This is a genomic window from Devosia polycyclovorans, from assembly GCF_042181575.1.
Taxonomy (GTDB): domain Bacteria; phylum Pseudomonadota; class Alphaproteobacteria; order Rhizobiales; family Devosiaceae; genus Devosia; species Devosia polycyclovorans.
This window is the reverse complement of sequence record NZ_CP170082.1, coordinates 3,177,756-3,202,334: the sequence shown is the minus strand read 5'-3', so window position 1 is coordinate 3,202,334 and position 24,579 is coordinate 3,177,756. Positions and strand designations below refer to the sequence as shown.

21 protein-coding genes are annotated in these 24,579 nt (G+C 62.6%); 9 read left to right on the top strand and 12 right to left on the bottom strand.

Features of this window, described 5'->3' with window-relative positions; all coding sequences use genetic code 11:
* Nucleotides 1-2: 2 nt before the first annotated feature.
* The 3 genes from ACE4RL_RS15955 to ACE4RL_RS15945 all read right to left on the bottom strand — a co-directional run bounded on the left by ACE4RL_RS15955 (nucleotide 3) and on the right by ACE4RL_RS15945 (nucleotide 6,014).
* On the bottom strand, nucleotides 3-1,757 hold the full coding sequence (locus tag ACE4RL_RS15955; protein WP_375598090.1) for a dipeptide ABC transporter ATP-binding protein: 1,755 nt from the start codon (nucleotides 1,755-1,757) through the stop codon (nucleotides 3-5).
* Nucleotides 1,758-1,829: 72 nt separating this feature from the next.
* Nucleotides 1,830-3,431 carry an ABC transporter substrate-binding protein gene (locus ACE4RL_RS15950; protein ID WP_375598089.1) on the bottom strand — a complete coding sequence of 534 codons (1,602 nt, stop codon included), beginning with the start codon at nucleotides 3,429-3,431 and terminating at the stop codon, nucleotides 1,830-1,832.
* Nucleotides 3,432-3,644: 213 nt separating this feature from the next.
* Nucleotides 3,645-6,014, bottom strand: a complete 2,370-nt coding sequence (locus ACE4RL_RS15945; protein ID WP_375598088.1) for a transketolase — start codon at nucleotides 6,012-6,014, stop codon at nucleotides 3,645-3,647.
* 102 nt (nucleotides 6,015-6,116) lie between these two features.
* Between ACE4RL_RS15945 and ACE4RL_RS15940 the strand changes: the two genes are divergently transcribed.
* From ACE4RL_RS15940 to ACE4RL_RS15905, 8 genes are all read left to right on the top strand, one after another.
* The gene (locus ACE4RL_RS15940) at nucleotides 6,117-6,605 is read left to right on the top strand and encodes an Lrp/AsnC family transcriptional regulator (protein ID WP_375598087.1); all 489 of its coding nucleotides are present in this window, start codon (nucleotides 6,117-6,119) and stop codon (nucleotides 6,603-6,605) included.
* 66 nt (nucleotides 6,606-6,671) lie between these two features.
* Entirely contained in the window at nucleotides 6,672-7,685 is a 1,014-nt protein-coding gene (locus tag ACE4RL_RS15935; RefSeq protein WP_375598086.1) for a substrate-binding domain-containing protein, read from the top strand.
* Between the two features lie 451 nt (nucleotides 7,686-8,136).
* On the top strand, nucleotides 8,137-9,288 hold the full coding sequence (locus ACE4RL_RS15930) for an extracellular solute-binding protein (protein WP_375598085.1): 1,152 nt from the start codon (nucleotides 8,137-8,139) through the stop codon (nucleotides 9,286-9,288).
* A complete protein-coding gene (locus tag ACE4RL_RS15925; protein ID WP_375598084.1) occupies nucleotides 9,285-10,169 on the top strand; it encodes an ABC transporter permease in 885 nt (294 codons plus the stop codon). Before ACE4RL_RS15930 ends, ACE4RL_RS15925 begins: the two co-directional genes overlap by 4 nt.
* 1 nt (nucleotide 10,170) lies before the next feature.
* Nucleotides 10,171-11,025: an ABC transporter permease gene (locus ACE4RL_RS15920; protein ID WP_375598083.1), complete on the top strand. Its 855-nt coding sequence runs from the start codon at nucleotides 10,171-10,173 to the stop codon at nucleotides 11,023-11,025.
* Nucleotides 11,026-11,035: 10 nt separating this feature from the next.
* Nucleotides 11,036-12,070, top strand: coding sequence for an ABC transporter ATP-binding protein (locus ACE4RL_RS15915; RefSeq protein ID WP_375598082.1), 1,035 nt, complete (start codon nucleotides 11,036-11,038; stop codon nucleotides 12,068-12,070).
* Nucleotide 12,071: 1 nt separating this feature from the next.
* Nucleotides 12,072-12,908, top strand: coding sequence for a glycerophosphodiester phosphodiesterase (locus ACE4RL_RS15910; RefSeq protein ID WP_375598081.1), 837 nt, complete (start codon nucleotides 12,072-12,074; stop codon nucleotides 12,906-12,908).
* On the top strand, nucleotides 12,905-13,720 hold the full coding sequence (locus ACE4RL_RS15905) for an inositol monophosphatase family protein (RefSeq protein WP_375598080.1): 816 nt from the start codon (nucleotides 12,905-12,907) through the stop codon (nucleotides 13,718-13,720). Before ACE4RL_RS15910 ends, ACE4RL_RS15905 begins: the two co-directional genes overlap by 4 nt.
* A 13-nt stretch (nucleotides 13,721-13,733) precedes the next feature.
* Here ACE4RL_RS15905 and ACE4RL_RS15900 read toward each other — a convergent pair whose 3' ends face one another.
* The 9 genes from ACE4RL_RS15900 to ACE4RL_RS15860 are packed head-to-tail and all read right to left on the bottom strand — an operon-like array spanning nucleotide 13,734 to nucleotide 21,055.
* Nucleotides 13,734-14,510, bottom strand: coding sequence for an SDR family NAD(P)-dependent oxidoreductase (locus ACE4RL_RS15900; RefSeq protein ID WP_375598079.1), 777 nt, complete (start codon nucleotides 14,508-14,510; stop codon nucleotides 13,734-13,736).
* Nucleotides 14,511-14,522: 12 nt separating this feature from the next.
* Nucleotides 14,523-15,284, bottom strand: coding sequence for a precorrin-4 C(11)-methyltransferase (gene cobM, locus ACE4RL_RS15895; protein ID WP_375598078.1), 762 nt, complete (start codon nucleotides 15,282-15,284; stop codon nucleotides 14,523-14,525).
* Nucleotides 15,281-16,492 carry a precorrin-6y C5,15-methyltransferase (decarboxylating) subunit CbiE gene (gene cbiE, locus ACE4RL_RS15890; protein WP_375598077.1) on the bottom strand — a complete coding sequence of 404 codons (1,212 nt, stop codon included), beginning with the start codon at nucleotides 16,490-16,492 and terminating at the stop codon, nucleotides 15,281-15,283. The genes cobM and cbiE overlap by 4 nt, the downstream gene beginning before the upstream one ends.
* Nucleotides 16,489-17,244, bottom strand: coding sequence for a precorrin-3B C(17)-methyltransferase (locus ACE4RL_RS15885; protein WP_375598076.1), 756 nt, complete (start codon nucleotides 17,242-17,244; stop codon nucleotides 16,489-16,491). The genes cbiE and ACE4RL_RS15885 overlap by 4 nt, the downstream gene beginning before the upstream one ends.
* Nucleotides 17,241-17,996: a precorrin-2 C(20)-methyltransferase gene (locus ACE4RL_RS15880; protein WP_375598075.1), complete on the bottom strand. Its 756-nt coding sequence runs from the start codon at nucleotides 17,994-17,996 to the stop codon at nucleotides 17,241-17,243. Before ACE4RL_RS15880 ends, ACE4RL_RS15885 begins: the two co-directional genes overlap by 4 nt.
* Complete coding sequence (locus ACE4RL_RS15875) at nucleotides 17,963-18,595, bottom strand: precorrin-8X methylmutase (RefSeq protein WP_375598074.1); 633 nt, start codon at nucleotides 18,593-18,595, stop codon at nucleotides 17,963-17,965. The genes ACE4RL_RS15880 and ACE4RL_RS15875 overlap by 34 nt, the downstream gene beginning before the upstream one ends.
* The gene (locus ACE4RL_RS15870; RefSeq protein WP_375598073.1) at nucleotides 18,592-19,785 is read right to left on the bottom strand and encodes a precorrin-3B synthase; all 1,194 of its coding nucleotides are present in this window, start codon (nucleotides 19,783-19,785) and stop codon (nucleotides 18,592-18,594) included. Before ACE4RL_RS15870 ends, ACE4RL_RS15875 begins: the two co-directional genes overlap by 4 nt.
* A gap of 32 nt (nucleotides 19,786-19,817) precedes the next feature.
* A complete protein-coding gene (gene cobF / locus ACE4RL_RS15865; RefSeq protein WP_375598072.1) occupies nucleotides 19,818-20,546 on the bottom strand; it encodes a precorrin-6A synthase (deacetylating) in 729 nt (242 codons plus the stop codon).
* On the bottom strand, nucleotides 20,543-21,055 hold the full coding sequence (locus ACE4RL_RS15860) for an Lrp/AsnC family transcriptional regulator (RefSeq protein WP_375598071.1): 513 nt from the start codon (nucleotides 21,053-21,055) through the stop codon (nucleotides 20,543-20,545). The genes cobF and ACE4RL_RS15860 overlap by 4 nt, the downstream gene beginning before the upstream one ends.
* Before the next feature lie 121 nt (nucleotides 21,056-21,176).
* Between ACE4RL_RS15860 and putA the strand changes: the two genes are divergently transcribed.
* Nucleotides 21,177-24,548 carry a bifunctional proline dehydrogenase/L-glutamate gamma-semialdehyde dehydrogenase PutA gene (gene putA, locus ACE4RL_RS15855; protein WP_375598070.1) on the top strand — a complete coding sequence of 1,124 codons (3,372 nt, stop codon included), beginning with the start codon at nucleotides 21,177-21,179 and terminating at the stop codon, nucleotides 24,546-24,548.
* Nucleotides 24,549-24,579 lie beyond the last annotated feature (31 nt).

The window sequence follows — 24,579 nt, the reverse complement described above, 5'->3', positions numbered from 1 at the left end:
CCTCAATTGGTCACATAGGCCTCGACCCGGTGGCCCGGGGCGATGGCGACAAGTTGCGGGTCGCTGTGCGGGGCGGTGCCCGCCTGCAACGTGGTCAGGCGCGGTGTCTGGGCGGCGATCTGCTCGGCAGTTAGGAATGTGCGCTCGCGCTTGAGTTTGGGATTGGTTGCCGGAACCGCATCAAGCAGCGCGCGGGTATAGGGGTGCTGCGGGTCCGAGAAAATCCGCTCGGTCGGCGCTTCTTCCACCACACGTCCGCGATACATCACCACAACGCTGTCGGTGAGGGACTTTACCGTCGACAAATCATGGCTGATGAACAGGATCGAAAGACCCATCTCGGCCTGAAGTTTCTTCAACAGCCCGATGATCTGCGCCTTGACCGTGACGTCGAGTGCCGAGGTCGGCTCGTCCGCCACAAGCACATCGGGTTCGAGCACCAGGGCGCGGGCAATGGCCACGCGCTGCCGCTGGCCGCCGGAAAGCTCGTGCGGATAGCGATTGGCGTAAGAGCGGTCGAGGCCGACGCGCTCCAGCCAGTCCAGCGCCGTCTCTTCCTGCTCCCTGGCGCTGCCAATGCCGTGAATATGCAGCGGCTCGGCAATCGTCTGGGTCAGCGTCATCATCGGATCGAGCGCCGAATAGCTGTCCTGAAAGACGATTTGCATCTTCTTGCGCCAGGGCTTGAGAGCCTCTGCCGAAAGGGCGGAGATATCCTGCCCGTCGACGAGGATTTGGCCCTTGGACATATCGGTCAGCCGCATGGCCATCATGCCGGTCGTGGTCTTGCCCGATCCGCTCTCGCCGACGATGGCCACGATGCGGTTCTTGGGTAAGGCGATGTTGACCTCGCGCACGGCGTGGAAGTCGGAAAAATCGGTAAACAGCCCGCGCCGCCGGCGTATGCGGTAAGCCTTGGCCAGGCCTTTCAATTCGAGCGCTGGCGTTTCGCTATCGCTGCCGCGGGACCGTTCGAAACTGGCGTGCAGGCTCGCCAACAGCTGCTTGGTATAGGCGTGCTGCGGCGCATCGAAGATCTGCTGCACCGGCCCTTCTTCCATGACCTCGCCGCGATACATCACCAGCACACGGTCGACCGTTTCGGCGATGACGCCCAGATCGTGGGTAATCATGATCAGCGCCATGCCGAATTCGGTCTGCACCTTTTTGATGAGCTGCAGGATCTGCGCCTGGATCGTAACGTCGAGCGCGGTGGTCGGCTCATCGGCAATCAGCACCTTGGGTCGGCAGGACAGCGCCATGGCAATCATGGCGCGCTGCAGCATGCCGCCCGAAAGTTGGTGCGGATAATAGTTGAGAACGTCGCTGGCGTTCTTGATCTCGACCCGCAGTAGCAGGTCTTCAGCTTCCTTGAGCGCATCGCGCTTGGAGACATTGCGATGGGACTGGATCGTCTCGGCGATCTGGTGCCCGATGGTGAAGACTGGGTCGAACGCCGTCATCGGGTCCTGGAAAATCATGGCAGCGGAGCGGCCGCGCAACCGGGCCAGATCGTCCTTGCGCGCCTTGCTCACATCAATGCCATCGAGTTCGAGCTTGGCCGCACTGACCTCGGCCGTCGCCGGCAATAGGCGGAGCAGGGCGCTGCAACTCACCGACTTGCCCGAGCCGCTTTCCCCCACAATGCCGAGGCTCTCCCCGTCATTGACCGAAAAGCTGATGCCGCGCACCGCCTCGATCGTGCCGCCATATTGGCGGAAGCTGACCTTGAGATCGGCAATTTCTACCAAAGCCATGAACTGGTCCCCGAGACTGATGGCGCCTCCCGGCTGGGAATGCCCGGGAGGCGCCTGATATGGATCGCTGGGTTACTTCGACAGGTGAGTGAAGAAGTAGTGGCCAAGGCGATCCAGTGGGGTGAAGCCAAGCGAATTGGGCTCGGTTGCCTCGCCGCTCAGCTCGCTGGAGATGATGGCCGTGGTGATCGGATGCACCAGCGGCACTATCAGACCCTGGTCGATCATGACCTGCTCGGCCTGGGCATAGAGTTCGTAGCGGGTGTCCCAATCGCTTTCGGAGTCCGCTTTTGCGACCAGGGCATCATACTCGTCGACATGGTAGTTGTGGCGTCCTCCATCGTAGAAGATGCCGTAGAAGTTGGACGGATCGAGATAGTCGTATTCATACGGGGCGATGAAGATGTTGTTCTTTGCGCCCCGCAGCCCGTCCATCCAGTCCGCGCCGGGAAGCTGCCGGATGCTTACGGTAATTCCGAGGTGTTCGCCGAGTTCGGCCTGCAGATACTGCGCCATGGCCGGCACGATGGCGCCGTTGTAGCCGCCTTCCTCGCGGATCCAGATTTCGATTTCGGGAAAGCCTTCGCCATTCGGATATCCGGCATCCGCCAAGAACTGCTGGGCCTTTTCCGGGTCGAAGCTAGCCTGCGCCACGACATCGGGATTGTACCCGGGATAGCCCGGCGGCAGGATCGAACCGGCCGGGATGGCGATGTCCTTCAGGACCGTGGAGGTCAGCTCGTCACGATCGATGGCATAATAGAAGGCTCGGCGCACATCGACATTGTTGAAAGGTTCGGATTCCAGATCATAGGACAGGTATGAAGTGGCAAACACGGCATTGCGGCGAATGCCATCCGGATCAGCCGACATAGCGACCGGCACTTGCCCGGTGTTGAGGAAGGAATAATCGGCATCTCCGGCTAGAAACGCCGGCAGCCCGACTTCGGGGGCGCCCAGGGTCGGATCGACCTCAAGGCGGTCGACTTGCGCCTGCCAGGGACCGGTATAGGTGTCGGACTTGGTGAAGACGACGGAATTGTTCGACTTCTCCCAGCTCTCGATTTCAAAGGGGCCAGAGGACACGATGGTGTCGACATTGAGCGCCCAGTCGTCGCCGAGCTCGTCGACCTTGTGCTTGGGAACAGGATACCAGAGGCTGGTGACAGACGGCAGATATGGCTTGGGTGCAGTGGTGGTGACTTCAATTGTCAGGTCATCGACTGCCTCAAGCCCGAGGGTGGACACGTCGGCAGTGCCTTCCGTGACTTCCTTCCAGCCCTTGATGCCGCCGGCAAAATCCCAATACCAGGCAAAGTCGTAGCCGGTTGTTGCGGCGCGCTGCAGGGCAAAGACATAGTCTTCGGCTGTCAGTGGCTCACCATCGGACCAGACAAGGCCTTCGCGCAGCTTGAACGTCCAGGTGAGGCCATCTTCGGACTGGCTCCAGCTCTCCGCTGCCATCGGTGTCAGCTCGAACTCCTTGTCGAAGGTGGCAATCGGCACCTGCAGCAGTTCGGCGAAGGTGGCACGGTCATAGACCGTCTTCATATAGTCCATATAGGTGCCGCTGGTGGACTGGCCCGGCGCCGAGATGGTCGATTGGGCCATGACCGGCAGTGTCAACGCGGTGGCGACGGCCAGCGCGGCGGTGAGTGTGCGTGTGATATGCATGAGCTCCCTCCTTGTGCAGAGCAGTAGGCGTTCCCTGATGCGCCAGGCCCTTCCCCTCGGGTCTGGTCACTTTGCTTGGCGCGGTGATCACCGCGGCAGGGCAGATCGTTCCCAAATCTGCCATATGACATATGTCTGACAAATCATTTTGGGCTTGGCAACCCCGGCATTTCTCCTTTTCCCTATCAGCGTGGGTGTTGATTAGGGGCCCGCTCAGCGCCCGAAAACCTGCCGGCAGGCTGCCTCGATGGCGTCAGCGCCGATACCGAAATGGCGGTAAAGGTCTGTGACCGTTCCGGTTTGGCCGAAATGCTCGACGCCCAGCGCCGTGGTCCGGTGACCCAGGACGCTGCCCAGCCAGCCCAACGTGGCCGGATGCGCGTCGATTGCGGTGACTATCCGCGCGCGATGCGGAATGTCTTCCAGCAGGGTCTCGATATGGCTGGTGGTCTCGAAGTCGCCATGCAGCCTTGCGCGCTGGGCGGCCTGCCAGCCGGCATTGAGCCGGTCGGCGGAGGTGACGGCCAGCACGGCCACACTGCGCCGGTCGCCGCCTATCCTAGCAGCCGCCTCAATGGCCTCGCTGGCCAGAACCCCCTGATAGGCAATGACCACTTCACATTGCGGGCTAGGCGGTTGCAGCCAATACGCACCACGAATGATATCATCGGCGAGCGGTGGCGCGATCTCGCGGGGCACCTGCTCCAGCGTGCGGGTGGACAGGCGCAGATAGACCGAGCCGCCGGTGACGTCGCGCGGCCAGTCGGCGAGGTCAGGCCGGGCATCGCCGGTGCGCTGCATGTAGTCGAAGGCCCAATCGATGATGACGGACAGTTCGTCGGCAAAGGCTGGTTCGAAGCTGGCCAGCCCGTCCTGCGACATGCCGATCAGCGGCGAGGCGATGGACTGATGCGCGCCGCCTTCGCCGGCCAGGGATACGCCCGATGGCGTGCCCACCAGTAGGAAACGGGCATCCTGGTAGCAGGCATAATTGAGGGCATCCAACCCCCTCGAAATGAACGGATCGTAGAGCGTGCCAATGGGCAACAGGCGTTCGCCGAACAGCGAATGGCTGAGCCCCGCCGCGCCCAGCATCAGGAACAGGTTCATCTCGGCAATACCCAGTTCCATGTGCTGCCCGTCTGGAGTGAACCGCCACTTCTGGGTCGAGGGGATCGCCTCCTTCTGGAACAGGTCGGCCGTCTCCTTGCGCGCAAACAGATTGCGCCGATTGACCCAGCTTCCAAGTCCGGTCGAAACGGTCACGTCCGGCGAAGTCGACACGATTCGGCGCGCCATCTCGCTGTCGGTCCTGGCGATCGCGTCGAGAATGCGGCCGAAGGCGGCCTGGGTAGAGGTCGCGCCGGTACCGATGAATTGCGGGCCGATAGTTGGCACTGCCGGGGCCGTCAGCCGCCGGGAAGCGGCCGTATTGAAGGGGACGTTCCGGACAAAGTCGGCCAGGGCGTCAGCCTGCTCGAGTCCTTCGAACAATTCCCACTCATACCCATCACGGATCTTGTGCGTGGCCCGCAATTGCTCGATCTGGGCCGAGGTCATCTGCCCGGCATGGTTGTCTTTGTGCCCGGCCAGCGGCGTGCCCCAGCCCTTGACCGTGTAATTGATGAACACGGTCGGCTGCTCATTATCTGCGCTCTCGAACTGGTCCAGCAGGCTCTCAACGCAAATCCCGCCCAGATTGGCCATCAGCGTCGCCAATTCCTCATCGCTCCGACGCGAGAGCAAAGCGGACACCTCGCCCTGATCACCGATCTCGTCATTGAGGCGTTCGCGCCAGGCCGTACCGCCCCGGAACATCAGCGCGGAATAGAGATCATTGGGGCAGGCATCGATCCAGGCTTTGAGCTTCTCGCCACCTGGCTCCTCAAACGCGGCGCGCTGCAAGGCGCCATATTTAAGCGTGACGACCTTCCAGCCAAAGGCCTTGAAGATCGCTTCGATGCGATCATACAGCCCTTCGCGAACCACGCCGTCCAGGCTCTGCCGGTTGTAGTCGATAATCCACCAGCAATTCCTCAGGCCGTGCTTCCAGCCCTCCAGCAGGCATTCATAGATATTGCCCTCGTCCAGCTCTGCATCGCCGGCCAGCGCGATCATGCGGCCCTCGGGCCGCGCCTTGCCGGACCAGTCCTTGGCGCGCACATAGTCCTGCACCATGGATGCAAAAGCGGTGAAGGCGACACCCAAGCCCACCGAGCCAGTCGAAAAATCGACGTCCTCGGTGTCCTTGGTGCGGGAGGGATAGGACTGGGCGCCGCCAAAGGCGCGGAAATCAATGAGCTTCTGCCGGGATTGCCGGCCCATCAGATATTGGATGGCATGGAAGACCGGCGCGGCATGCGGCTTGACCGCAAGGCGGTCCTCAGGCTTCAGCACGCCGAAATAGAGTGTGGCCAGCATGGCAGCCATCGAGGCGGAGCTGGCTTGGTGGCCGCCAACCTTGACCCCATCGGGATTGGGCCGGATGTGATTGGCGTGGTGCACCATCCAGCTTGCCAGCCAAAGTGACTTTTTGGTCAGTGCCTCAATCGCTTCAATGCGCTCGATGCTCTTGCCTGCCATACCGCTCCTCCAATCGATATGTCTGACATTACGCCTTGCTCAGAGGTGATTTCCGTCTAATCTGATCGCCAATCTCGCATACCGAGCAGGATATCGACAAAATTGGCGCAATCTGAGGCGGAAACCACCAAGTCCGGCATCGACCCCATCGACCGAAAGCTCCTCCGCGCACTGCAGGAGGATGGCCGCATGACGGTTCAGGCTCTGGCTGACAAGGTCGGCCTTTCTGCCTCGCCTTGCCTGCGCCGGTTGCGGCAGCTCGAGCGGGACGGTGTCATTTCCGGCTATAGCGCCAATATCGAGCAGAAATCGGTTGGCCTGCCGGTGTCGGTGTTCATCTCCATCAAGCTCGAACAGCAAAGGGCACGCAATCTCGATGCGTTCGGCGCTGCCATCAGCCGCTGGCCGGAGGTGATGGAATGCTATCTGATGACCGGCCAGTTCGATTTCCTGTTGCGCGTGGTCTGCGCAGATCTGGAATCCTATGAGCATTTCCTGCGCGAAAGGCTTACCCAGATCGATGGCGTGGCCCACATCGAGAGCAGTTTCTCCCTTGGGGCAGTGAAGTTTTCGCGGGTCTTGCCGATCTAGCCAGGACGGCTTGACGGGGTCAATTTTCACTTCACTATCGTTGGTATCCTGTGTCAGGGCTACGCGATGAGCGAATTGAAACCCCCGTCCTTCGTCAGTGCGCAAATGGTGGCCGATCGAGCGGGCGTGTCGCGTTCGGCGGTTTCACGCACATTCACCGACGGCGCGAGCGTTTCCGCGGCGACCCGGCGCAAGGTGCTCGAGGCGGCCGATGCGCTGGGCTACCACGTTAATCATCTTGCCCGAGGCCTGCGCGAGCGCAGCAATATCGTTTGCCTGGTGGTTTCGGACATGACCACGCCCATTCGCGCCCGCATGGTTGATGTATTGACGCGCAAGCTGCAGGCCTCGGGCAAGATCACCATGGTGATCAATACCGGGACCGACACTGAAAGCGTGTCGGCCGCGCTCCGGCAGACGCTCAACTATCGTGCCGACGCCACAGTCGTGCTGTCCGGCACGCCGCCGGCCTCCCTCATCGAAACCTGCCTTGCTAATGGGCAGCAGGTCATCCTGATCAACCGCGATGAACGGCTGCAGGGCTCGAGCAATCTCGGCGTTGACAATGCCATGGCCGGGCGCGAGGCGCTTTACCTGCTGCGCCGGGCCGGGTGTGAGAGATTGGGGCTGATCACCTCAAACGCGCGCACGGCCAGCCTGGTTGAGCGCGAAACCGTGTTCGTCGAGGCGGCCGCCGCTGAGGGGGTGCAGGTGGTGGTGACCGAGGCTGGGCCGACCAGCTATGAGTCCGGTCAGGAGGCGGCCCGCCGGGTGTTCGGCCGCTCCGAAGCGCCAGACGGTGTGTTCTGCGTGACCGATCTGCTCGCTTTGGGTTTCATGGATGTGGCGCGGCAGGATTTCGGCCTCAAGATTCCCGATGATCTCTGCGTCGTCGGGTTTGACGACATCGAGCAGGCTGGCTGGGCATCCTACCAATTGACCACGTTCCGGCAGCCCTTGAATCCCATGGCTGACGAGGTTGTCGACTTGTTGCTGCAGCCGCAACGCGCTGTTTCGGAGCGCCGCATGATCGAGCCGATCCCGGTCTGGCGGCGATCCGTCCGCCCCGGCAAGCGCTAGCCGACTACCTTCTGCAGACCGCGCTGGCCACGCCATTTCGGCGCTATTGCGTGGCGCCGCGATCCACGCCGAAAGCCGCAGTTTTCTGCCGATTGCGCCCATGCTTGCAACGCGATGTGCGAGTTATTGCACAGGTGTGCAAGGAAACTGTGTCATCAAAGCGTTATGTAACGCCCCTATGTAGGTCCCCAGTAGAGCGAAAAAATGCACTTGTGTGCAATCGCTATTCGGTGTTGTCTTGTTCTTGCGATGGCGTATCGCGGCAGGTGCAACCCGACTTGAGATTGGGACCGCCTTCCGTCCGCCAAAGCGAAGAGGGAGGAGGCCCATGAGGCGGGCGATCCGGTGCCGATCCGGGTTCGTCATCTCGGCGACAAGCCGATACGCCGCCTCCGCATTCGGCATGTTAATGCGCGGTGACCGCCCCGGTTGCCATGATGGGAGAAACAACATGAAACGCCGTCAATTCATGATTTCCGCCGCGGGTACGGTGGCCGGCATGGCCATTCTGCCCCGCATGTCCTTTGCCGCCGAAGGCGTGATCGACTGGTACACCAGCTCGGACACCAACATCCTCGACTTCTGGGCCAATACGGTCAAACCAGCCTTCGAGGCAGCCAACCCCGGCGTGTCGCTCAATCTGGTCGATGCGGGCGATGGTGCCGGCATAATCTCGATCGCTGAGCGCGCGATGGCCGCCAAGGAGACAGGTACCGATCCGCAGGCCGATTTCTTCGAATCTGCCGATGCCGAACTGCCGGCCGGCGCCATCGAGGCGGGCATCTACACCAATATCAAGGAAGCCGGCCTGTCGAACTACGACAAGGTCAATCCCCTGGCCATCGAGAGCGATTACTCGCTGCCTTATCGCGGGTCGCAGGTCCTGCTGGCATATGACAGCACCAAGCTCAGCGCTGCCGATGCGCCCAAGAACTGGGATGATCTGGTCGCCTGGATCAAGGCCAATCCCGGCCAGTTCGTTTATAACCGTCCCGACAAGGGCGGTTCGGGCGGCAATTTCGTGCGTCGCGCCATTCACCAGGCCAATGGCCTCGATCCGTCCAAGTTTACGGTCGACAACTACACCGAAGAATTCGGTAACGAGGCACTCGGCAAGGCCTGGGAATTGCTGCAGGACATCGCCCCGTCGCTCTACGACAATGGCGCCTACTCCTCGGGCAACACTCAGTCGATCCAGCTCCTTGCGCAGGGCGTGGTCACCATGACCCCGGTCTGGTCGGACCAGGTGCTCCAGGCCATCGACCAGGGGGTCCTGCCTGCTGACACTGGTCTGGTGCAGCTTCAGGACCTGGCGCTGGCCGGCGGCTTCACCCGCTCCGTCGTCATCGAGAACGGCGTCAATCGCGACGCATCGCTCAAGCTGGCCGATTTCATCCTGTCCGAAGAAATCCAGAGCGCGATCCTGACCGAACTTGGCGGTTTCCCGGGCGTCAGCTGGGACTATGTTTCCCCGGAACTGCGCGAGCGCTTCGCCGACATCGTGCCGAAAACCATCCCGACCTTCCCCGGTGGCGACTGGTCCGGCCCGATCAATGACGGCTGGTACCGCAACGTTGCTCCCAACGTCGACCGCAACTCGTGACCGACGCGGCTCCGGCGGCACCACGGCCGCTTATCGACAGCAATGACAGCAGGAGGCCCACCGGCCTCCTGCTCGTCGCGATCCCTGTTTTCCTGGTTGGCTGGCTGGTGATCTGGCCGATCATCAATGCCATTGTGCGTACCCTATGGCGCCCCGATGAAACCGGCGTCCTGGGTTTCAATCCCGACAGCTATGTCTTTTTCTTTTCCGACCAGTACTCGATCAACAATCTGACGATCACCCTGTGGACGACGCTGGTCTGCGCCATCCTGCTGCTGGCGATCTGTCTGCCTATTTCGCTTTATCTGCGCTTTTCGCACGGCAAGCTGCCCGCCTACGTGCAGGCCATGGCGATCTTTCCCATGTTCGTGCCCTCGATCATCCTGGCCTATGCCTTCATCCGGGTGCTGGGCCCCAATGGCATGGTCGATATCCTGCTCAATTCGGTCGGCCTGCCCAAGATACGCACCCCCTATCTCACTCCTTGGGGGCCAGTGATCGGGCTGGTCTGGGACAATATCCCGCTCACCGTGCTGATCCTGCTCTCGGGCCTGGGCAATGTCGCTAACCAGGCGATCGAGGCGGCGCGCGATGTGGGTGCCAATCGCTTCCAGGTGTTCTGGCACATCATTCTGCCCCGCATTTCCAATTCGGTGCTGGTGGCTATTTCCTTTGCCGTGCTGGGCATTTTTTCGTCCTTCACCCTCCCGTATCTCCTGGGGCCGGCTTCGCCCGAAATGATGGGTCCGTTCATGAACCGCACCTTCCGCGAGGTGAACGATCCGCTCAATGCGATCACGCAGGCGGTCATTACCTTCTGCTTCTGCATTGCCTTCGGGCTGTTCTATGTGCGCTCGGTCGCACGCAATCAGGGGAAGTGAGATGGAACGGCTTGCTCCCGCCACCATTGCGACCCGGCGCCCGCCCCTGGTGCGGATCCCGACCGACTGGACCGGCATTGTCTTTGCCGTGTTGCTCTCTGCGGCGGTAATCGTGCCGCTGCTGGTGGTCGGTGTCTGGGCCTTCACCGAGGTCTGGCGCTATCCTAATGTCATCCCGCAGCAATTCGGCCTGCGGTTCTGGAACCAGACCCTCACACGGGCCGACGTCTGGGCGGCGCTGACCCTCAGCCTGCAATTGTCCACCGTCGTCACTGTGCTTTCGGCGGCCATTTGCCTGCCGGCCGCCTATGCCTTTGCGCGCCTCAGCTTTCCCGGCCGCAATGTGCTGTTCTTCTCCTTCCTGGCCGGGCATGCCTTCCCCAAGTTCGGCCTCCTGATCGCCATTGCCGCGATCTTCCTGCAACTCAATCTGATCGGCACCTTCTGGGGCGTGGTGCTGATCCAACTCGTGGGCACGCTGCTCTTCATGATCTGGATTCCGGTCGCGGCCTTCCAATCGGTGGACCGGCGCATGGAAGAAGCGGCGCGGGATGTGGGGGCTGGACCCTTCCGGGTGTTCTGGTCGATCACCCTGCCGCAGGCCGGGCCGACCATTGCCGCAGCCGTTCTGCTCAGCTTTGTCGGTACCTTCTACGAGACCGAAGGCGCCTGGCTGATCGGTGCGCCGGGCATTCGCACCATGCCGGTGCTGATGATCTCCTTCATCAACAATCAGATGGTCATCCAGTATGGCGCCGTGCTCTCGGTGATGCTGTGGGTGCCCTCCTTCATCGCTCTCATGTTTGCCCGCCGCGTTATTGGCGGTGGCGCCTTCGCCCGCGGTTTCGGCGGCTAGGGAAACAAGTATGTCCGTTCTGAAAATTACCGACGTCTCCAAGATCTTCGCCGGCCCGACCGTCGCGGTGGACAATTTTTCGCTCGAAGTGGCCGACGGCGAGCTGGTCTGCCTGCTCGGCCCTTCCGGTTCGGGCAAGTCCACCTTGCTGCGCATGGTGGGCGGCTTTGAACGGCCCACTTCGGGCCAGATGACTATCGATGGCGAGGATATCACCCATCTTCCACCCGAGCGCCGCCCCACCGGCATGGTGTTCCAGAGCCATGCGCTCTGGACCCACATGAACGTGTTCAAGAACCTGGCTTTCGGCCTTAAGCTGCGCGGGTTGCCGCAGGACCAGATCAGAGAAAAGGTCGAAGATGTTCTCGAACTGGTTGGCCTGGCCGGCTATGGCACGCGCGGCGTCAACCAGCTTTCGGGTGGGCAGCAGCAGCGCGTGGCCCTGGCGCGGTCGCTGGTGCTCGAGCCCAAAATCCTTCTGCTCGATGAACCCTTCGCAAGTCTGGACCAACACCTGCGCGAACGCCTGCGTGAGGAGGTGCGGGATATCCAGCAGCGCCTCAAGATCACCACACTGTTCGTCACCCACGGCCAGGACGAGGCGCTGGCCATGGCCGATCGCATCGTCGTCATGCGCGACGGCCGGACCGAGCAGATCGATCGCCCGGACGTGGTCTATCGCGAACCCCAGACTCCCTTTGTCGCCGGCTTTATCGGGACCATGAACCTCATCGAGGGTGAGGTGTCCAAGGGCCGCTTCACCCGGGCCGATTTCGCGCTCGACATACCCATCCCAGATGGCCCGGCCACCCTGGCCGTTCGGCCCGAAGCGCTGGATCTTGAGGCGTCTGATGCAGGTGTTGCTCAGGTGCACCGGGTGACCGACTACGGCACCCATGGCTTGGTCGACCTCGACCTTGCCGATGGTACCCGTCTCAAGTCGATGGTCGCACATCCCGATTTGTTCAGCGCCGGGCAGAAAGTTGACCTCAAGCCACAGGCCATGGCGGCCTATCGCGACAATGCACGCGTCTATCGGAGCTGAGATGGCCCATCCGCTCCATATCGATCGGGACGGTCACCGGACCTGGCTCAAATGGCATCGCGCCCGCCGCAAGGCGACCGACCCGGTGTTTACCGGCGCGCGTATTCTCGAGGGCATGCGGCTGGGCGCAAGCGTCGAAGTCGATTTGGTCATCCATGCCGATCATGGCTGCGCTGTGCTGCACAATTTCGAGTTGGACAAGGAGACCACGGGCACCGGGCAGGTGCGCGACACTGCAGCCAACGTCCTGCGTGACCTGCATCTGCGCGACAATACCGGCGCCGTCCTGCCCGACCGGGTGATGCTGCTCGAAGACCTCTGCGCCCTACTGGCCGAGCAACCGCCCCAAGAGGGGGCACTGCTCCAGCTCGACTTCAAGGAAGAGATCGCGGCACTGGACGACCGGACCATCGCCAATTTCGCCGCCAGCGTCGGACCGGTAGCGGATGCCTTTATCCTCTCGGGCGGCGACATTGGGGCCATAAGGGCGCTATCGGCAGCCGTTCCGGCGCTTAGAACCGGATATGACCCCTGCTATGGCGCGTCCCTGGCTCGGCTCCAGGCCACGGGCGACTTTGCGGCTTTCATTGGGGAGGCCGTGGAGGCCGCTCCGCAGGCGGACATGATTTATCTGGCGTTTGAACTGGTGCTTGCCGCCCAGGATGCCGGTTTCGACATCGTCACGCCTATCCACGCGGCCGGCAAGACGATCGACGCCTGGACCATTCGCCAGGTCACTCCGGCCAGCCTCGAACAGGTCGAGCGCCTGCTGGCGCTCAAGGTTGACCAGATAACCACCGACGATCCGGAGGGGCTGCACGCGGCCCTTGCAGCATGAGTATTGATTACGACAGCATACTTGAAACGATGATTGACGCTGCCCGCGAGGCGGGCACGCTGACCCAGGCGCATTTCAAGCGCTTCCGGGAGCTTGAAATCGGGGTCAAGGGGCCGGGCGACTTCGTGTCCGACGCCGACCGCGAGTCAGAACAGCTGATCCGCAAGCGCCTTCTGGCGATCGATCCGACCTGGAGCCTGACCGGAGAGGAATTCGCCCCGGTGGATGGCTCTGACCCTGAGCATCGCTGGCTGGTCGATCCAATCGACGGCACCACGAATTTCCTCAATGGCCAGCACTATACCATCACCATCGCCCTGCGGCGCGGCAACCAGACCCTGTGCGGCCTCGTCTATGATCCGGTCGCCAACGAGATGTTCACTGCCCGCAAGGGCGGCGGTGCCTTTCTCAATGGCGAGCGGCTGCAGGTCAGCCGTTCAACCGATGTCGCCATGATGTGCGTCGGCACGGGTCTGCCCACACCGAACCTGTCGCTCCACCCCGGTGCCTATCAGCGGCTCGACGCCATCCGGGCACCCATCGGCGCCGTCCGCATCGTCGGCAGCGCCGCCAATAGCTGCGCCTGGGTCGCCTGCGGGCGGCTGACCGGCTATTTCGAGGAAACCGGCTTTGTCGATACGGCCGCCGGCATCTTGCTCGTGGAGGAAGCCGGCGGCGTCGTGACCGACTGGTGGGGCAGGGGGGCCGAAATCTTCGAGCGCACCGGCTGCCTCATCGTCGCCAATGCGGCGACACATGCCTATCTGCTCGACCATCTCAAGCAGGTGCCGCCGAAGAACCCCAAGGCCTGATGCCTGATCGCCGTTACGGCATCAGCATGCCGCCATTGACCTCGATGGTCTGGCCGATGATGTAGCCGGACAAGCTCTGGCACGCGAGGAACAGATAGGCGCCGACGCAGTCCTCGGCCACACCAAGCCGTCCCTGTGGCACGGTTGCCAGCTGGGCCTTGAGCTGGGTTTCGGTCGAATAGCGCTCATGGAAGGGCGTTTCGATCACGCCCGGTGCCACCGCGTTGACGCGAATGCCGAAGGGAATGAACTCCTTGGCCATGCCGCGTGTGACATTGGCGATGAAGGCCTTGGACGAGCCATAAAGCCCCGCGCCACCGCTGGCCCCGTTGCGGGCGGCGATAGAGGTGGTGTTGATGACAAAGCCGCCACCCGCGGTCTTCATATGCGGCAATGCGGCCCGCGTTGCGGCGAGCACGGATCGGCCATTGAGGTCCATCACCGCGTCATAGTGCTCGTCCGTCATCTCGGCATAGGGCAGGCGCGCCACCATGCCTCCGGCATTGTTGATCAACCCGTCCAGCCGGCCGAACGCGTCCGCCGTTTCCTCTACCGCTCCGACAATGGCCCCGGACTTCGAAGCGTCAGCGCGCACCAGATGCGCCTTGCCGCCCGCGGCCTCGACCGACTCGGCCACGGCACGGGCCGCATCCTCGCTCGAATTATAGTGCACGCCGACCATGGCGCCTTGCGCGCCAAAGGCCTTGGCCAGAGCGGCGCCAATGCCTGTGGAAGCGCCGGTAATGAGCACGGCCTTGCCGTTGAGTTCGGGAAGGGTGAGATTTGCCATTGGTACTGCCTCCTAAAGTCCGTCGCGCCCGCGAAAGCGGCGCTGGTAATCGGGATCGTAAAGCGCGCTTTCGCGAAAGTCTTGTGCGCCCAACCCCTTGCCAACAAAGATGATCGCTGTGCGTTCAATCGCTGGGTTGAATGCCCGCTCGATGGTGCCCAGCGTGCCCCGGATGATTGTCTCTTCTGGCCAGCTAGCATGAGCGACGATGGCCACCGGGCAATCCGCCCCATAGAGCGGGGTCAACTCGGCAACCACGCGCGCAAGCGAATGGATGGCCAGATGAATTGCGAGGGTCGCTCCGGTGGCGCCGAATGCGGCAAGCGTTTCGCCCTCGGGCATGGGGGACGCGCGGCCCCCGATGCGGGTGAGGACGACAGATTGGTTGACCGCCGGTATGGTCAATTCACGGCCCAGCGCCGCCGCCGCTGCCGAAAAGGCCGGAACACCGGGCGTCAGCGTATAGCCAATGCCCAGCCGGTCGAGCCGCCGCATTTGCTCGGCCACCGCACTCCAGATGGACAGGTCGCCCGAATGCAGCCGGGCTACGTCCTCATTAGCGTCACGGGCGCGAATATACTCCGCCTCGATCTCGTCGAGCGACATCGGAGCGGTATCGACCAGCCGCGTGTCCGGCCCACACCAGTCGAGCATTTCTTTGGGCACGATGGACCCGGCATAAAGGCAGACCGGGCAGCGCGCGAGCAGGTCGCGCCCGCGCACCGTGATCAGGTCCGCCGCACCCGGGCCAGCGCCGATGAAATGCACCTTCATGGCTTGCTCCAGCGCCACTGGGTGATCGGCATGGCCGGACGCCACCCGGTGACACCGCCCAGGGGCGCCGCATGCGCCACCGAGAGCCGCACCAGTTCGCCACCATGCTGGGCATGCAAGGCAAGCAGCACCTGCTCCATCTCCAAAGTCACCGCGTTGGCGACCAGGCGACCGGCGGGCCGCAGGGCCTCGATTGCCGCCTGCATCACCCCCGGATCGGTGCCGCCGCCACCGACAAAAATGGCGTGCGGTGGTGCCAGTCCGGCCATAGCAAGCGGCGCCAGTCCATTGACGACCCGCAATTCCGGCACGCCGAACTTGCGCGCATTTCGCGCGATGCGGGCAGCGCGTTCCGGATCGCTTTCTATTGCGACGGCATGCAGGCTGGGATCGGCGAGCATCCATTCTATGCCGATCGAGCCCGAGCCTGCACCGATATCCCAGAGGACCTCGTGCCGGCGCGGCGCGAGCGCGCCCAGTGTCATGGCCCGAATATCGCACTTGGTAATCTGCCCGTCATGCTCATAGAGCGCGTCGTCATGCCCCGGCGTCAGCGCCAATATGCGCGCGCCCGGCAGCGGCGCGACTGTAATGGCGCAAATATTGAGTGGATTGATTCCGGTGAGCATGAAGCCATCGGCCATTTGCGACCGTACGGACTCGGACGGTCCTCCCAAAGCCTCCAGCACAGTGATGATCGAGCGGCCAAAGCCTGCCTCCACCAGCAGCGCAGCCAGCGCTCCGGGCCCATGTTCGTCCGAGGTCAACGCCAAGATACGCGCCGCCGGGTGCAGATGCGGGCGGATCAGGTCAATCGGCCTGCCATGCAGCGAGATACAGGCCACCTCCTGGATCGGCCAGCCCAGGCGACCGGCAGCGAGGCTGAAAGCGGAGGGCTGCGGTATGACCTGCATCTGTGCCGGGTCGACTTGCCGGCTGAGCGTCGCGCCAACCCCGAAGTAAAATGGATCTCCAGAAGCCAGCACGCAGACTTTGCGTCCCTGCGCTGCCAGAACGGCATCAATAGAGGCTGAGAACGGTGTCTGCCAGACATGCGTATCGCCGGAGACAATTGGCGCGACCAAAGCCAGGTGCCGCTCTCCGCCGAAGACGATCTCCGCCTCGGCGATGGCTGCCCGCGCTGTCAAAGACAGACCGTCGAGCCCGTCTTCACCGATACCGATGATGGAGAGCCACCGGCCGGTCATATCTCAACTCCCCTGGGCGAATAGACGAGCGGGTCCAGACCCGGTCGCGCGATGATCCGCGTTTCGGCCGAACCGATGATGACGCAAGTGGCCATGTCCGCGGGCTGCCCATCCGCCTCACCAAGGGGAACCACTGCAAAGCGTTCGTCGGGACGCCCCACGGCGCGACCGAAGATCACCGGCGTACTGACCGGCAGCACCTCGCGCAGGATCTTGAACGCTGTGGCCAACTGCCAGGGCCGCGCCCGGGAAATGGGATTATAGAGCGCGATGACGAGACCCGCTTGGGCGACCGCGCGCAGCCGTCGCTCGATCAACTCCCATGGCTTGAGGTTGTCCGACAGCGAAATCGCGCAGAAATCGTGCCCCAGCGGCGCGCCGGCGCGTGCGGCAACCGCCAGCATGGCCGTAACACCGGGCAGCACCATGATATCAAGCCGGCGCCAGGTTTCAGGGCCTGTCTCCACCGCTTCGCAAATGGCGGCCGCCATGGCGAACACACCTGGATCGCCGCCTGACACCACGCAGACCGAAGCACCTTTGGAGGCGGCGTCGAGTGCGGCGCGCGCACGGTCGATCTCCTGGCGATTGTCAGAGGCCACACGGGTCTGGTTGGGTCGCAGTTCGAGCCGGTCCAGATAGGGCCCGTAACCGAAGAACTGCTCGCCCGCCCCGATCGCTGCAAGGGCCTGCGGCGTCATCTGGTCCGGATTGCCCGGTCCCGTCCCGATAATGACCAGTTTGCCGGTCATGGACGGCTTTCCCAGCCGGGCACCAGGACCAGGGAGAAGTAGGGCGCCTCGTCGTCCGTCTTGTCCGCAAGGGCAACAGAGAACCCGCCGGCGGTTGTGCCTCGCTCCACATAGACTGCCTGATCGAGCCGGCCCGCATCGGCGAGCGCAGCACGCACCTTGGGCAGGTTGCGCCCCAGCTTCATGATCACAGCGCCATGTGTATTGCCCAGCCGCCGCGCCAACTCGTCCCGATCCAGTGTGCCGGGCAGTATGGTCAAGATATCGTCGCCCTGCACCAGCGGCAGTCCCGCTTCGGACCAGCAGCCCGACATGGCCGTGATGCCGGGAACAACCTCGGTGTCATAGCTCGGCTCCAGGCGCAGATGCAGGTGCATATAGCTGCCGTAAAAGAGCGGATCCCCCTCGCTGAGCACGACAACATCGCGTCCGGCATCGAGATGGGCCGCAAGGCGCGTAGCAGCCTCGCTATAGAAGGCGGCGATCTGCGTCTTGTAGCCGTTTTCCCGGCGGTCGATCTCGGTGGTCACCGGATAATCCAGCGCCTCTTCGATCTGGTCTGGACGAAAATGCACCGACGCAATGGCGCGGGCATTGCTGGCATTGCCGCGCTTGGCGAAATAGGCCACGACATCGGCAGCGGCGATGGCGCGGACTGCCTTAAGGGTCAGTAATTCCGGATCGCCCGGACCGGTCCCGACGCCAAATAGCTTGCCACTCACAGCCCGTGCCTCGCCAATGCGTTGAGGCATGCCGCAGTAATGGCGCTGCCGCCCAACCGGCCGCGCACGATGGCGTAGGGCACGCCATAGGAGTTTTCGGCCAGTGCATCCTTGGATTCGGCCGCGCCGACAAATCCCACCGGCATGCCAAGGATGGCTGCCGGCCTCGGCGCACCGTCGCGCAACATTTCGAGCAAATGGAACAGCGCCGTGGGGGCATTGCCGATGGCGACAACGGCCCCTTCCAGATGATCGTCCCAGAGATGCAAGGCAGCGGCGGAGCGCGTATTGCCGATGCTGGTGGCCAGGGCCGGAACGCGTGGATCACGCAAGGTGCAGATAACGGCATTGTCCGCGGGCAGGCGCGCTGCCGTGACCCCGCGTGCCACCATCTCGGCGTCGCACAGTATGGGCGCGCCGGCATTGAGGGCCACACGCGCGGCGGAAACGAAGCCGGGGCCAAAGACAAAATGCTGGGCGGCTTCAACCATGCCGGCGGCATGAATCATGCGCACGGCGAGCTCGGCCTCGTCATCGGCAAAGGCACTCAGATCAGCCTCGGCGCGAATGATGGCAAAGGACTGGCGATAGATGCTCTCGCCGACCTTGATGTAGTCATATCGGGTCATTGCCCATCCTGAAAAGGGATGCCGCCTGCCAGAACCGTGACGGTATCCAAAACCTGACGAGGCGTATCGCCCGCGCGGCCATTGATGACAAGACCAATCCCATCGGGTCGTCCGACAAGGGTAAGGTCGGCCGGGCGCGGATGAGCGCAACCCTTGGAACAACCGGACACGTGCAGGTGCTTCCCAGAGGACAGCTCTCGCGCAAGCGCTGCCGCCATTTCTCGCGCCGGGATATGGCCCGAGGCGCATCCCGCCGACCCGATGCAGGCGCTGATCCGCCAGCGGGCGTCCTCGGACGCTGTGATGAAACCAAGAGCCTCTGCTTTGACGATCAAATCGTCCGGTGCATTGTCGAGCAGCAGGGTGTGATCTGGCGCGAGGCGCAGGTTCTGGACTTCGGCGGCCTTCGCCGCTTCGCAGAGCGCTATGATCTCGCTGCTCCGGGCGGAGCCGAAGGGCAGGGCGATCGCTCTTGCTTTTCCCTGCGCGAGATTGAACGAGGATCGCCAGGGCTTGGCGAACAACTCGGGATCGCCAGCATAGGGGAACAGATCAGTGGCCCGAGCTTCCGGCCCGATTGCGGCCAGCGCGCCCAGCACGGCAAGCGCGGTAGCAGTTGCGCCCTCTGCATCAACCCGCTGTGGCTTGCCGCCGCCCAGCGTGATTGTCCAGCCACCGGTGGGCAGCGCCACAAGGCGAATATCGGCCTTGAGAGCTGCCAAGCAAACCTGTCCGCTGCCATCGATCACGACGCTGACCTTGGGGGCCAGACGCCCCGCCAGTTTCTCGGCGCCCTTGCGGATCGCATCGGCCAATGGGCGCGGATCGGCAAGCTCCGTTGGGTCGTCGCCGGCCAGAGGCGACAGGTCGATATTAAGCCCACCCTCGATCGGTATCTGCGCGCTGACGGTCCGGGCAAATATGGGTGCGCTTTCGGGACGCAGGCCCCGCACCTGGAGATTGCCGCGCGCTGTGATCTCGAGCAGACCGTTGCCATGGCGCTCGGCCAGCATTGCCAGGGTCGCAAGCTGTGCCAAGGTGAGCCGTCCGCCGACAATGTGGAGGCGCGCCAGCAATCCGTCCCCAGTCTGCATGGGTACATGCAGCGTGGGGCAGGCGCCGCGCCGGGCCGGTCCGTCGGCAGTTCCGGCGAGCAAGGCGGCAGGGATGCTGTTCGGTCCTGAACTCATACTCCATCAGTATCAGGCAGCTGTGGCGAGCACTACTCCGGCTTGCGCAGAAGATAGGTATCCATGATCCAGCCATGGCGTTGCCGTGCAATGGTGCGCATGTTGACAATTCTGTCGGCCACATCGCCAAGACGGCCCGCGACCAGGATTTCATCCGGTGTACCCAGGTAAGCGCCCCAGAAAATCTCGAGGTCGGGATCGGCATCACGGAACGCCATCTGGCCGTCCAGCATCACAACCGTATCGGTCTCTACTGGCCCCAGCTTGCGGGCCGGGGTGATCAGGACCGGTTCGCCGATGCGGTTGAGCGCAATGCCATGCGCGGCGGTCAGGGCCTGGATGGCGGTTATGCCGGGAATCACCTCGACCCGGATGGGCTCCTCCACCCGTTCGAGTATGCGCAGTGTGGAATCGTAGAGGCCCGGATCACCCCAGACCAGGAAGGCGCCGGTGCCGTTGTCCGGAACATCGGAAATCAACACCGCGTAGATGTCGGCCAGCGATTGATGCCAGTCCGCGACGCTTCGTTCATATTGGGGGTCCTGGACCTCCCGGCGGGGCACCGCATAGCCGATCTGGCGCGGCTCAGCCCCACGCACAAAGCGCGTGACAATGCCCCGCCGAATGTCCGCCAAGTCCGATTTTCCGGCCCCTTTTTCGGGAATGAAGAGCACATCGGCGCGGTTCAGCGCCTCGATCGCCGCAATCGTCATGTGCTCAGCACTTCCGGTGCCGATTCCGACAACTAAAATCGTCTTCATTGTGTCACCGTTCTGCCAGGTCGTGCCTTGATTATTGGTGCCCACTCCGCATCATCCTTGACTGCCTCCATCGAGACATGGGTCGACGTATGCGCTACGTGCGGAAGGGCTGAGATTTTCTCTCCCAGAACTTCCCGATAGGCAGCGATGTCCTTGGTCCGAACCTTCAGCAGATAGTCAAAGCTTGAGGCGATCATATGCGCCTGCTCAACCTCCGGAAGCGCCCGAACCGCCTTGTTGAAGGCCTCCAGCGCCGCCTTTCTCGTATCGCTGAGGCGAACCTCGACAAAGGCCACATGCGGCAGGCCCAGGCGCGTAGGATCGATTACGGCGCGGTAGCCAAGGATAAATCCATCCTTCTCCAAGCGTCGAATGCGTGCCTGACAAGGGGTTTTCGACAGATTGACCCTACGACTTAGTTCCGCGACGCTGATCCGGCCATCGCGAGACAATTCCTCCACAATGCGACGATCTATCTGGTCCAATGGACTGTTGACCGAGGCGATCATAGTGCTTTGCTTGTCATTTGTGCATCTAACTGTTCCAATCGGCTGTCTTTGGATAGCAGATTAGGCGAAACGGCTGAAGTCCTTCTGGCATCATATGTCAACCCATCAGGATTGAACGCGAATGCCAGAACACTCTCCCCGTCAGATCCTTCGCTCCCAGCTCCAGGCCGACGAAGCCACGCTCGTGCACGAATTGATCGCTGAGGCCGGACTGGATGAGGTCGAGCGCGACCGGATTTCACGGCGCGCCGCCGACCTGATTCAGGCGGTTCGACGCAGCGCCAGGCCCGGACTGATGGAGAGCTTCCTGGCCGAATACGGCCTCGACAGCGAAGAAGGGCTGGCTCTGATGTCGTTGGCAGAGGCGCTCTTGCGGGTTCCTGACAGCGAAACCATTGATGCCCTGATCCATGACAAGGTCGGCGGGGCGGATTGGGCGCGCCATTTCGGTCACTCGGACAGCCCCTTGGTGAACTTTTCCTCCTGGGCTCTGAACCTGACGGCGGAGGTGCTCGGTGACCCCGAGATCGCCCCAAAGTCTGCTCTGCACCGGGCTGTGGCGCGTCTGGGCGAACCGGTCATCCGAACGGCGGTGGGCCATGCCATGCGACTGATGGGCAGTCAGTTCGTGTTCGGCAGAACGATCGATGAAGCCATTGCTCACGCCCGCAAGCCGGAGTCATTGGGCTATCGCTATTCCTATGACATGCTGGGCGAGGCAGCGCGCACAGCGGACGATGCGGGCCGATACTTCGACGCCTACCTCAGGGCGATCAATGCCCTTGCACCGCAGTGCATACATGGCTCGGTCCGAGACAATCCCGGGATTTCGGTCAAGCTCAGCGCCTTGCATCCGCGCTACGAATTTGCTCAGCGCGACCGTGTCATGACCGAACTGGTCGACGTGACCCGCAGGTTGGCCCTCGTGGCTGCCAAGGCCAATATGGGCTTCAACATCGATGCCGAGGAGGCTGATCGTCTGGACCTGTCGCTCGACGTGATCGAGGCCGTGTTGCAGACGCCCGAACTGGCCGGCTGGAACGGCTTCGGCGTGGTCGTGCAGGCGTATGGCAAGCGCGTCTTGCCGTTGATCGACTGGCTGGAGGACATGGCCGCCCGGCTCGACCGGCAGATCATGGTGCGGCTGGTCAAGGGCGCCTATTGGGACGCCGAAATCAAGCGGGCCCAGGTCCTCGGCCTGCCGGGATACCCGGTTTATACCCGCAAGGCGGCCACTGATGTAAGCTACATCGCGGCAGCCCGGAAATTGTTTGCGGCAGAGCATGTCTATCCGCAATTTGCTACGCACAATGCCCATACGGCTGCGGCCGTACTGCATCTGGCTGAACAGGCGGGCTGCTCTCGGACGAGCTACGAATTTCAGCGTCTGCATGGCATGGGCGAGCAACTGCACGATGTGCTGCGCAGGCACGAGGGGACGACGACCCGCATCTATGCGCCGGTTGGCGCCCATAAAGATCTGCTGGCTTACCTCGTCAGGCGCCTGCTCGAGAATGGGGCGAACGGCTCCTTCGTCTATCAGATCGCTGATGACGACATTCCGGCCGAAACCGTCGCAGAGGACCCCATTGGCAAGCTCCTGGCACTGAAAGATGCTGTTGCAAACCCAGCGATCCCGCAGCCCGCTTCCATATTCGGCAGTCGCCGCAATTCCGCGGGGCTGGATCTCACCGACCCGATTGCCTTTCAACGCATGGAAGCGGCTCGCAACCACTTCCGGTATCACCAGTGGGAGGCCAAATGCCTCGGTGCAATGAGCGGAGACGATGGTGAGACAAGGCCCGTCATCAACCCCGCCGATCACGCCGATCAGGTGGGCCTGGTGACCGAGGCGAGCGCGGCGCAGGTCGAACAGGCGCTGGCGATAGCCAAGGCTAGCAGTTGGTCCAAACGCCCAGTATTGGAGCGCGCCGGCCTGCTGCGGCTCGCGGCAGATCTCTACGAGGCCAATGCCGCCGAACTCTTTGCACTCTTGGGCCGTGAGGCAGGCAAAAGCTGGGCCGATGCGGTAGCCGAGCTGCGGGAAGCCGTGGATTTCCTGCGCTATTATGCCGATGAGGCTGAGGGCCTGAACGCTCCAGCTCGCGGTCCTTTTGTCTGTGTTTCGCCGTGGAATTTTCCTCTGGCAATCTTTACCGGCCAGATTGCGGCCGCCTTGGTGGCGGGTAGTCCCGTGCTGGCCAAGCCGGCGCCGCAAACCCCACTCATTGCCTGGCGTGCCGTGCAGCTTTTGCATGAGGCTGGAGTGCCTGTTGACGCAGTGCAGCTTCTACCGGGTGGCCCTGAGGTGGGTCGGCTACTGACCTCCAGCCCGGGCGTGGCTGGCGTTGCCTTCACCGGCTCCCTGCCAACGGCCCGTTACATCGAGCGAGCCATGGCCGATAATTTGTCGCCAACCGCTCCACTGATTGCGGAAACCGGTGGCCTCAATGCCATGGTGGTCGACACAACCGCACTGACCGAGCAGGCGGTTCGCGATATCATCGCTTCAGCGTTCCAATCGGCAGGCCAGCGCTGCTCCGCGCTGCGCATCCTCTACGTCCAGGAGGAAGCATATGAACGAACTCTCAGCATGCTTGTCGGTGCGATGAACGAGCTGGCGCTTGGCGACCCCTGGAACCTGGCAAATGACATTGGTCCCATCATCGATGCGACGGCGCGGGACAAGATCAATGCCTATGTCGCGGCGCGGCAGGATCGCATAGTGCACCAGCTGGTGGCACCAGATGGCGGCACATTTGTCGCCCCTACGGTGCTTGAGGTGGCCGGCATTGAGGAGATGCCCGAGGAGATTTTCGGCCCGGTCCTCCATGTCGCGCGCTTCAAGGGTGACGAGCTAGAAAAAGTCATCTCTGCCATCAACAATTCAGGCTACGGCCTGACCTTTGGCATGCATACCCGCATTTCTTCGCGTGTGAAGCGTTTGGCGCACGCTGTTCACGTCGGCAATATCTATGTGAACCGGAACCAGATCGGCGCCGTGGTTGGCAGCCAGCCCTTCGGCGGTGAGGGTCTTTCTGGCACAGGCCCCAAGGCCGGTGGTCCTCACTATCTGCCGCGGTTCACGCAAGGGAGCTCATCACTACAGCAAGGCGTTCTCGACCTTCCGGGACCAACAGGTGAGAGCAACAGGCTCAGTGCCGTCCCACGTGGGACGCTGCTTTGCCTCGGTCCCACGCCGGAAGATCTGGCTGCCCAGATCGAAATGGCCAAAAAAGGCGGTTGTCGCTTCGAAAGCGGCGACGTGGATTTGGAGCAGCTGCGCCTGGGAACGGACTTCGATGCAGTGGCTTGGTTCGGTAATGAAAATCAGCTCAGAAGCATTCGCAGGGCGCTGAGCCAGAGGACCGGCGCTCTACTGCCCTTGCTGTCAGGTCCGGGGGATATCGGCAGGCTTCAGCTTGAGCGCCATGTCTGCATCGACACCACGGCAGCAGGTGGCAACGCATCGCTGATGGCGTCGGCGCTCTAGACGCGAGGCGGGTCCCGTCTCTCCCTGCAGG

Excerpts from the sequence above, each read along its gene's own strand:
- ACE4RL_RS15875 (WP_375598074.1), bottom strand. The coding sequence starts at position 18,595 with ATGACCCGATATGACTACATCAAGGTCGGCGAGAGCATCTATCGCCAG.
- cobM (WP_375598078.1), bottom strand. The coding sequence starts at position 15,284 with ATGAAGGTGCATTTCATCGGCGCTGGCCCGGGTGCGGCGGACCTGATC.
- ACE4RL_RS15955 (WP_375598090.1), bottom strand. The coding sequence starts at position 1,757 with ATGGCTTTGGTAGAAATTGCCGATCTCAAGGTCAGCTTCCGCCAATAT.
- putA (WP_375598070.1), top strand. The coding sequence starts at position 21,177 with ATGCCAGAACACTCTCCCCGTCAGATCCTTCGCTCCCAGCTCCAGGCC.
- ACE4RL_RS15920 (WP_375598083.1), top strand. The coding sequence starts at position 10,171 with ATGGAACGGCTTGCTCCCGCCACCATTGCGACCCGGCGCCCGCCCCTG.
- ACE4RL_RS15910 (WP_375598081.1), top strand. The coding sequence starts at position 12,072 with ATGGCCCATCCGCTCCATATCGATCGGGACGGTCACCGGACCTGGCTC.
- ACE4RL_RS15885 (WP_375598076.1), bottom strand. The coding sequence starts at position 17,244 with ATGACCGGCAAACTGGTCATTATCGGGACGGGACCGGGCAATCCGGAC.
- ACE4RL_RS15935 (WP_375598086.1), top strand. The coding sequence starts at position 6,672 with ATGAGCGAATTGAAACCCCCGTCCTTCGTCAGTGCGCAAATGGTGGCC.
- ACE4RL_RS15930 (WP_375598085.1), top strand. The coding sequence starts at position 8,137 with ATGAAACGCCGTCAATTCATGATTTCCGCCGCGGGTACGGTGGCCGGC.
- ACE4RL_RS15950 (WP_375598089.1), bottom strand. The coding sequence starts at position 3,431 with ATGCATATCACACGCACACTCACCGCCGCGCTGGCCGTCGCCACCGCG.
- cobF (WP_375598072.1), bottom strand. The coding sequence starts at position 20,546 with ATGAAGACGATTTTAGTTGTCGGAATCGGCACCGGAAGTGCTGAGCAC.
- ACE4RL_RS15870 (WP_375598073.1), bottom strand. The coding sequence starts at position 19,785 with ATGAGTTCAGGACCGAACAGCATCCCTGCCGCCTTGCTCGCCGGAACT.
- ACE4RL_RS15945 (WP_375598088.1), bottom strand. The coding sequence starts at position 6,014 with ATGGCAGGCAAGAGCATCGAGCGCATTGAAGCGATTGAGGCACTGACC.
- ACE4RL_RS15880 (WP_375598075.1), bottom strand. The coding sequence starts at position 17,996 with ATGCCTCAACGCATTGGCGAGGCACGGGCTGTGAGTGGCAAGCTATTT.
- ACE4RL_RS15900 (WP_375598079.1), bottom strand. The coding sequence starts at position 14,510 with ATGGCAAATCTCACCCTTCCCGAACTCAACGGCAAGGCCGTGCTCATT.
- ACE4RL_RS15860 (WP_375598071.1), bottom strand. The coding sequence starts at position 21,055 with ATGATCGCCTCGGTCAACAGTCCATTGGACCAGATAGATCGTCGCATT.
- cbiE (WP_375598077.1), bottom strand. The coding sequence starts at position 16,492 with ATGACCGGCCGGTGGCTCTCCATCATCGGTATCGGTGAAGACGGGCTC.
- ACE4RL_RS15905 (WP_375598080.1), top strand. The coding sequence starts at position 12,905 with ATGAGTATTGATTACGACAGCATACTTGAAACGATGATTGACGCTGCC.
- ACE4RL_RS15915 (WP_375598082.1), top strand. The coding sequence starts at position 11,036 with ATGTCCGTTCTGAAAATTACCGACGTCTCCAAGATCTTCGCCGGCCCG.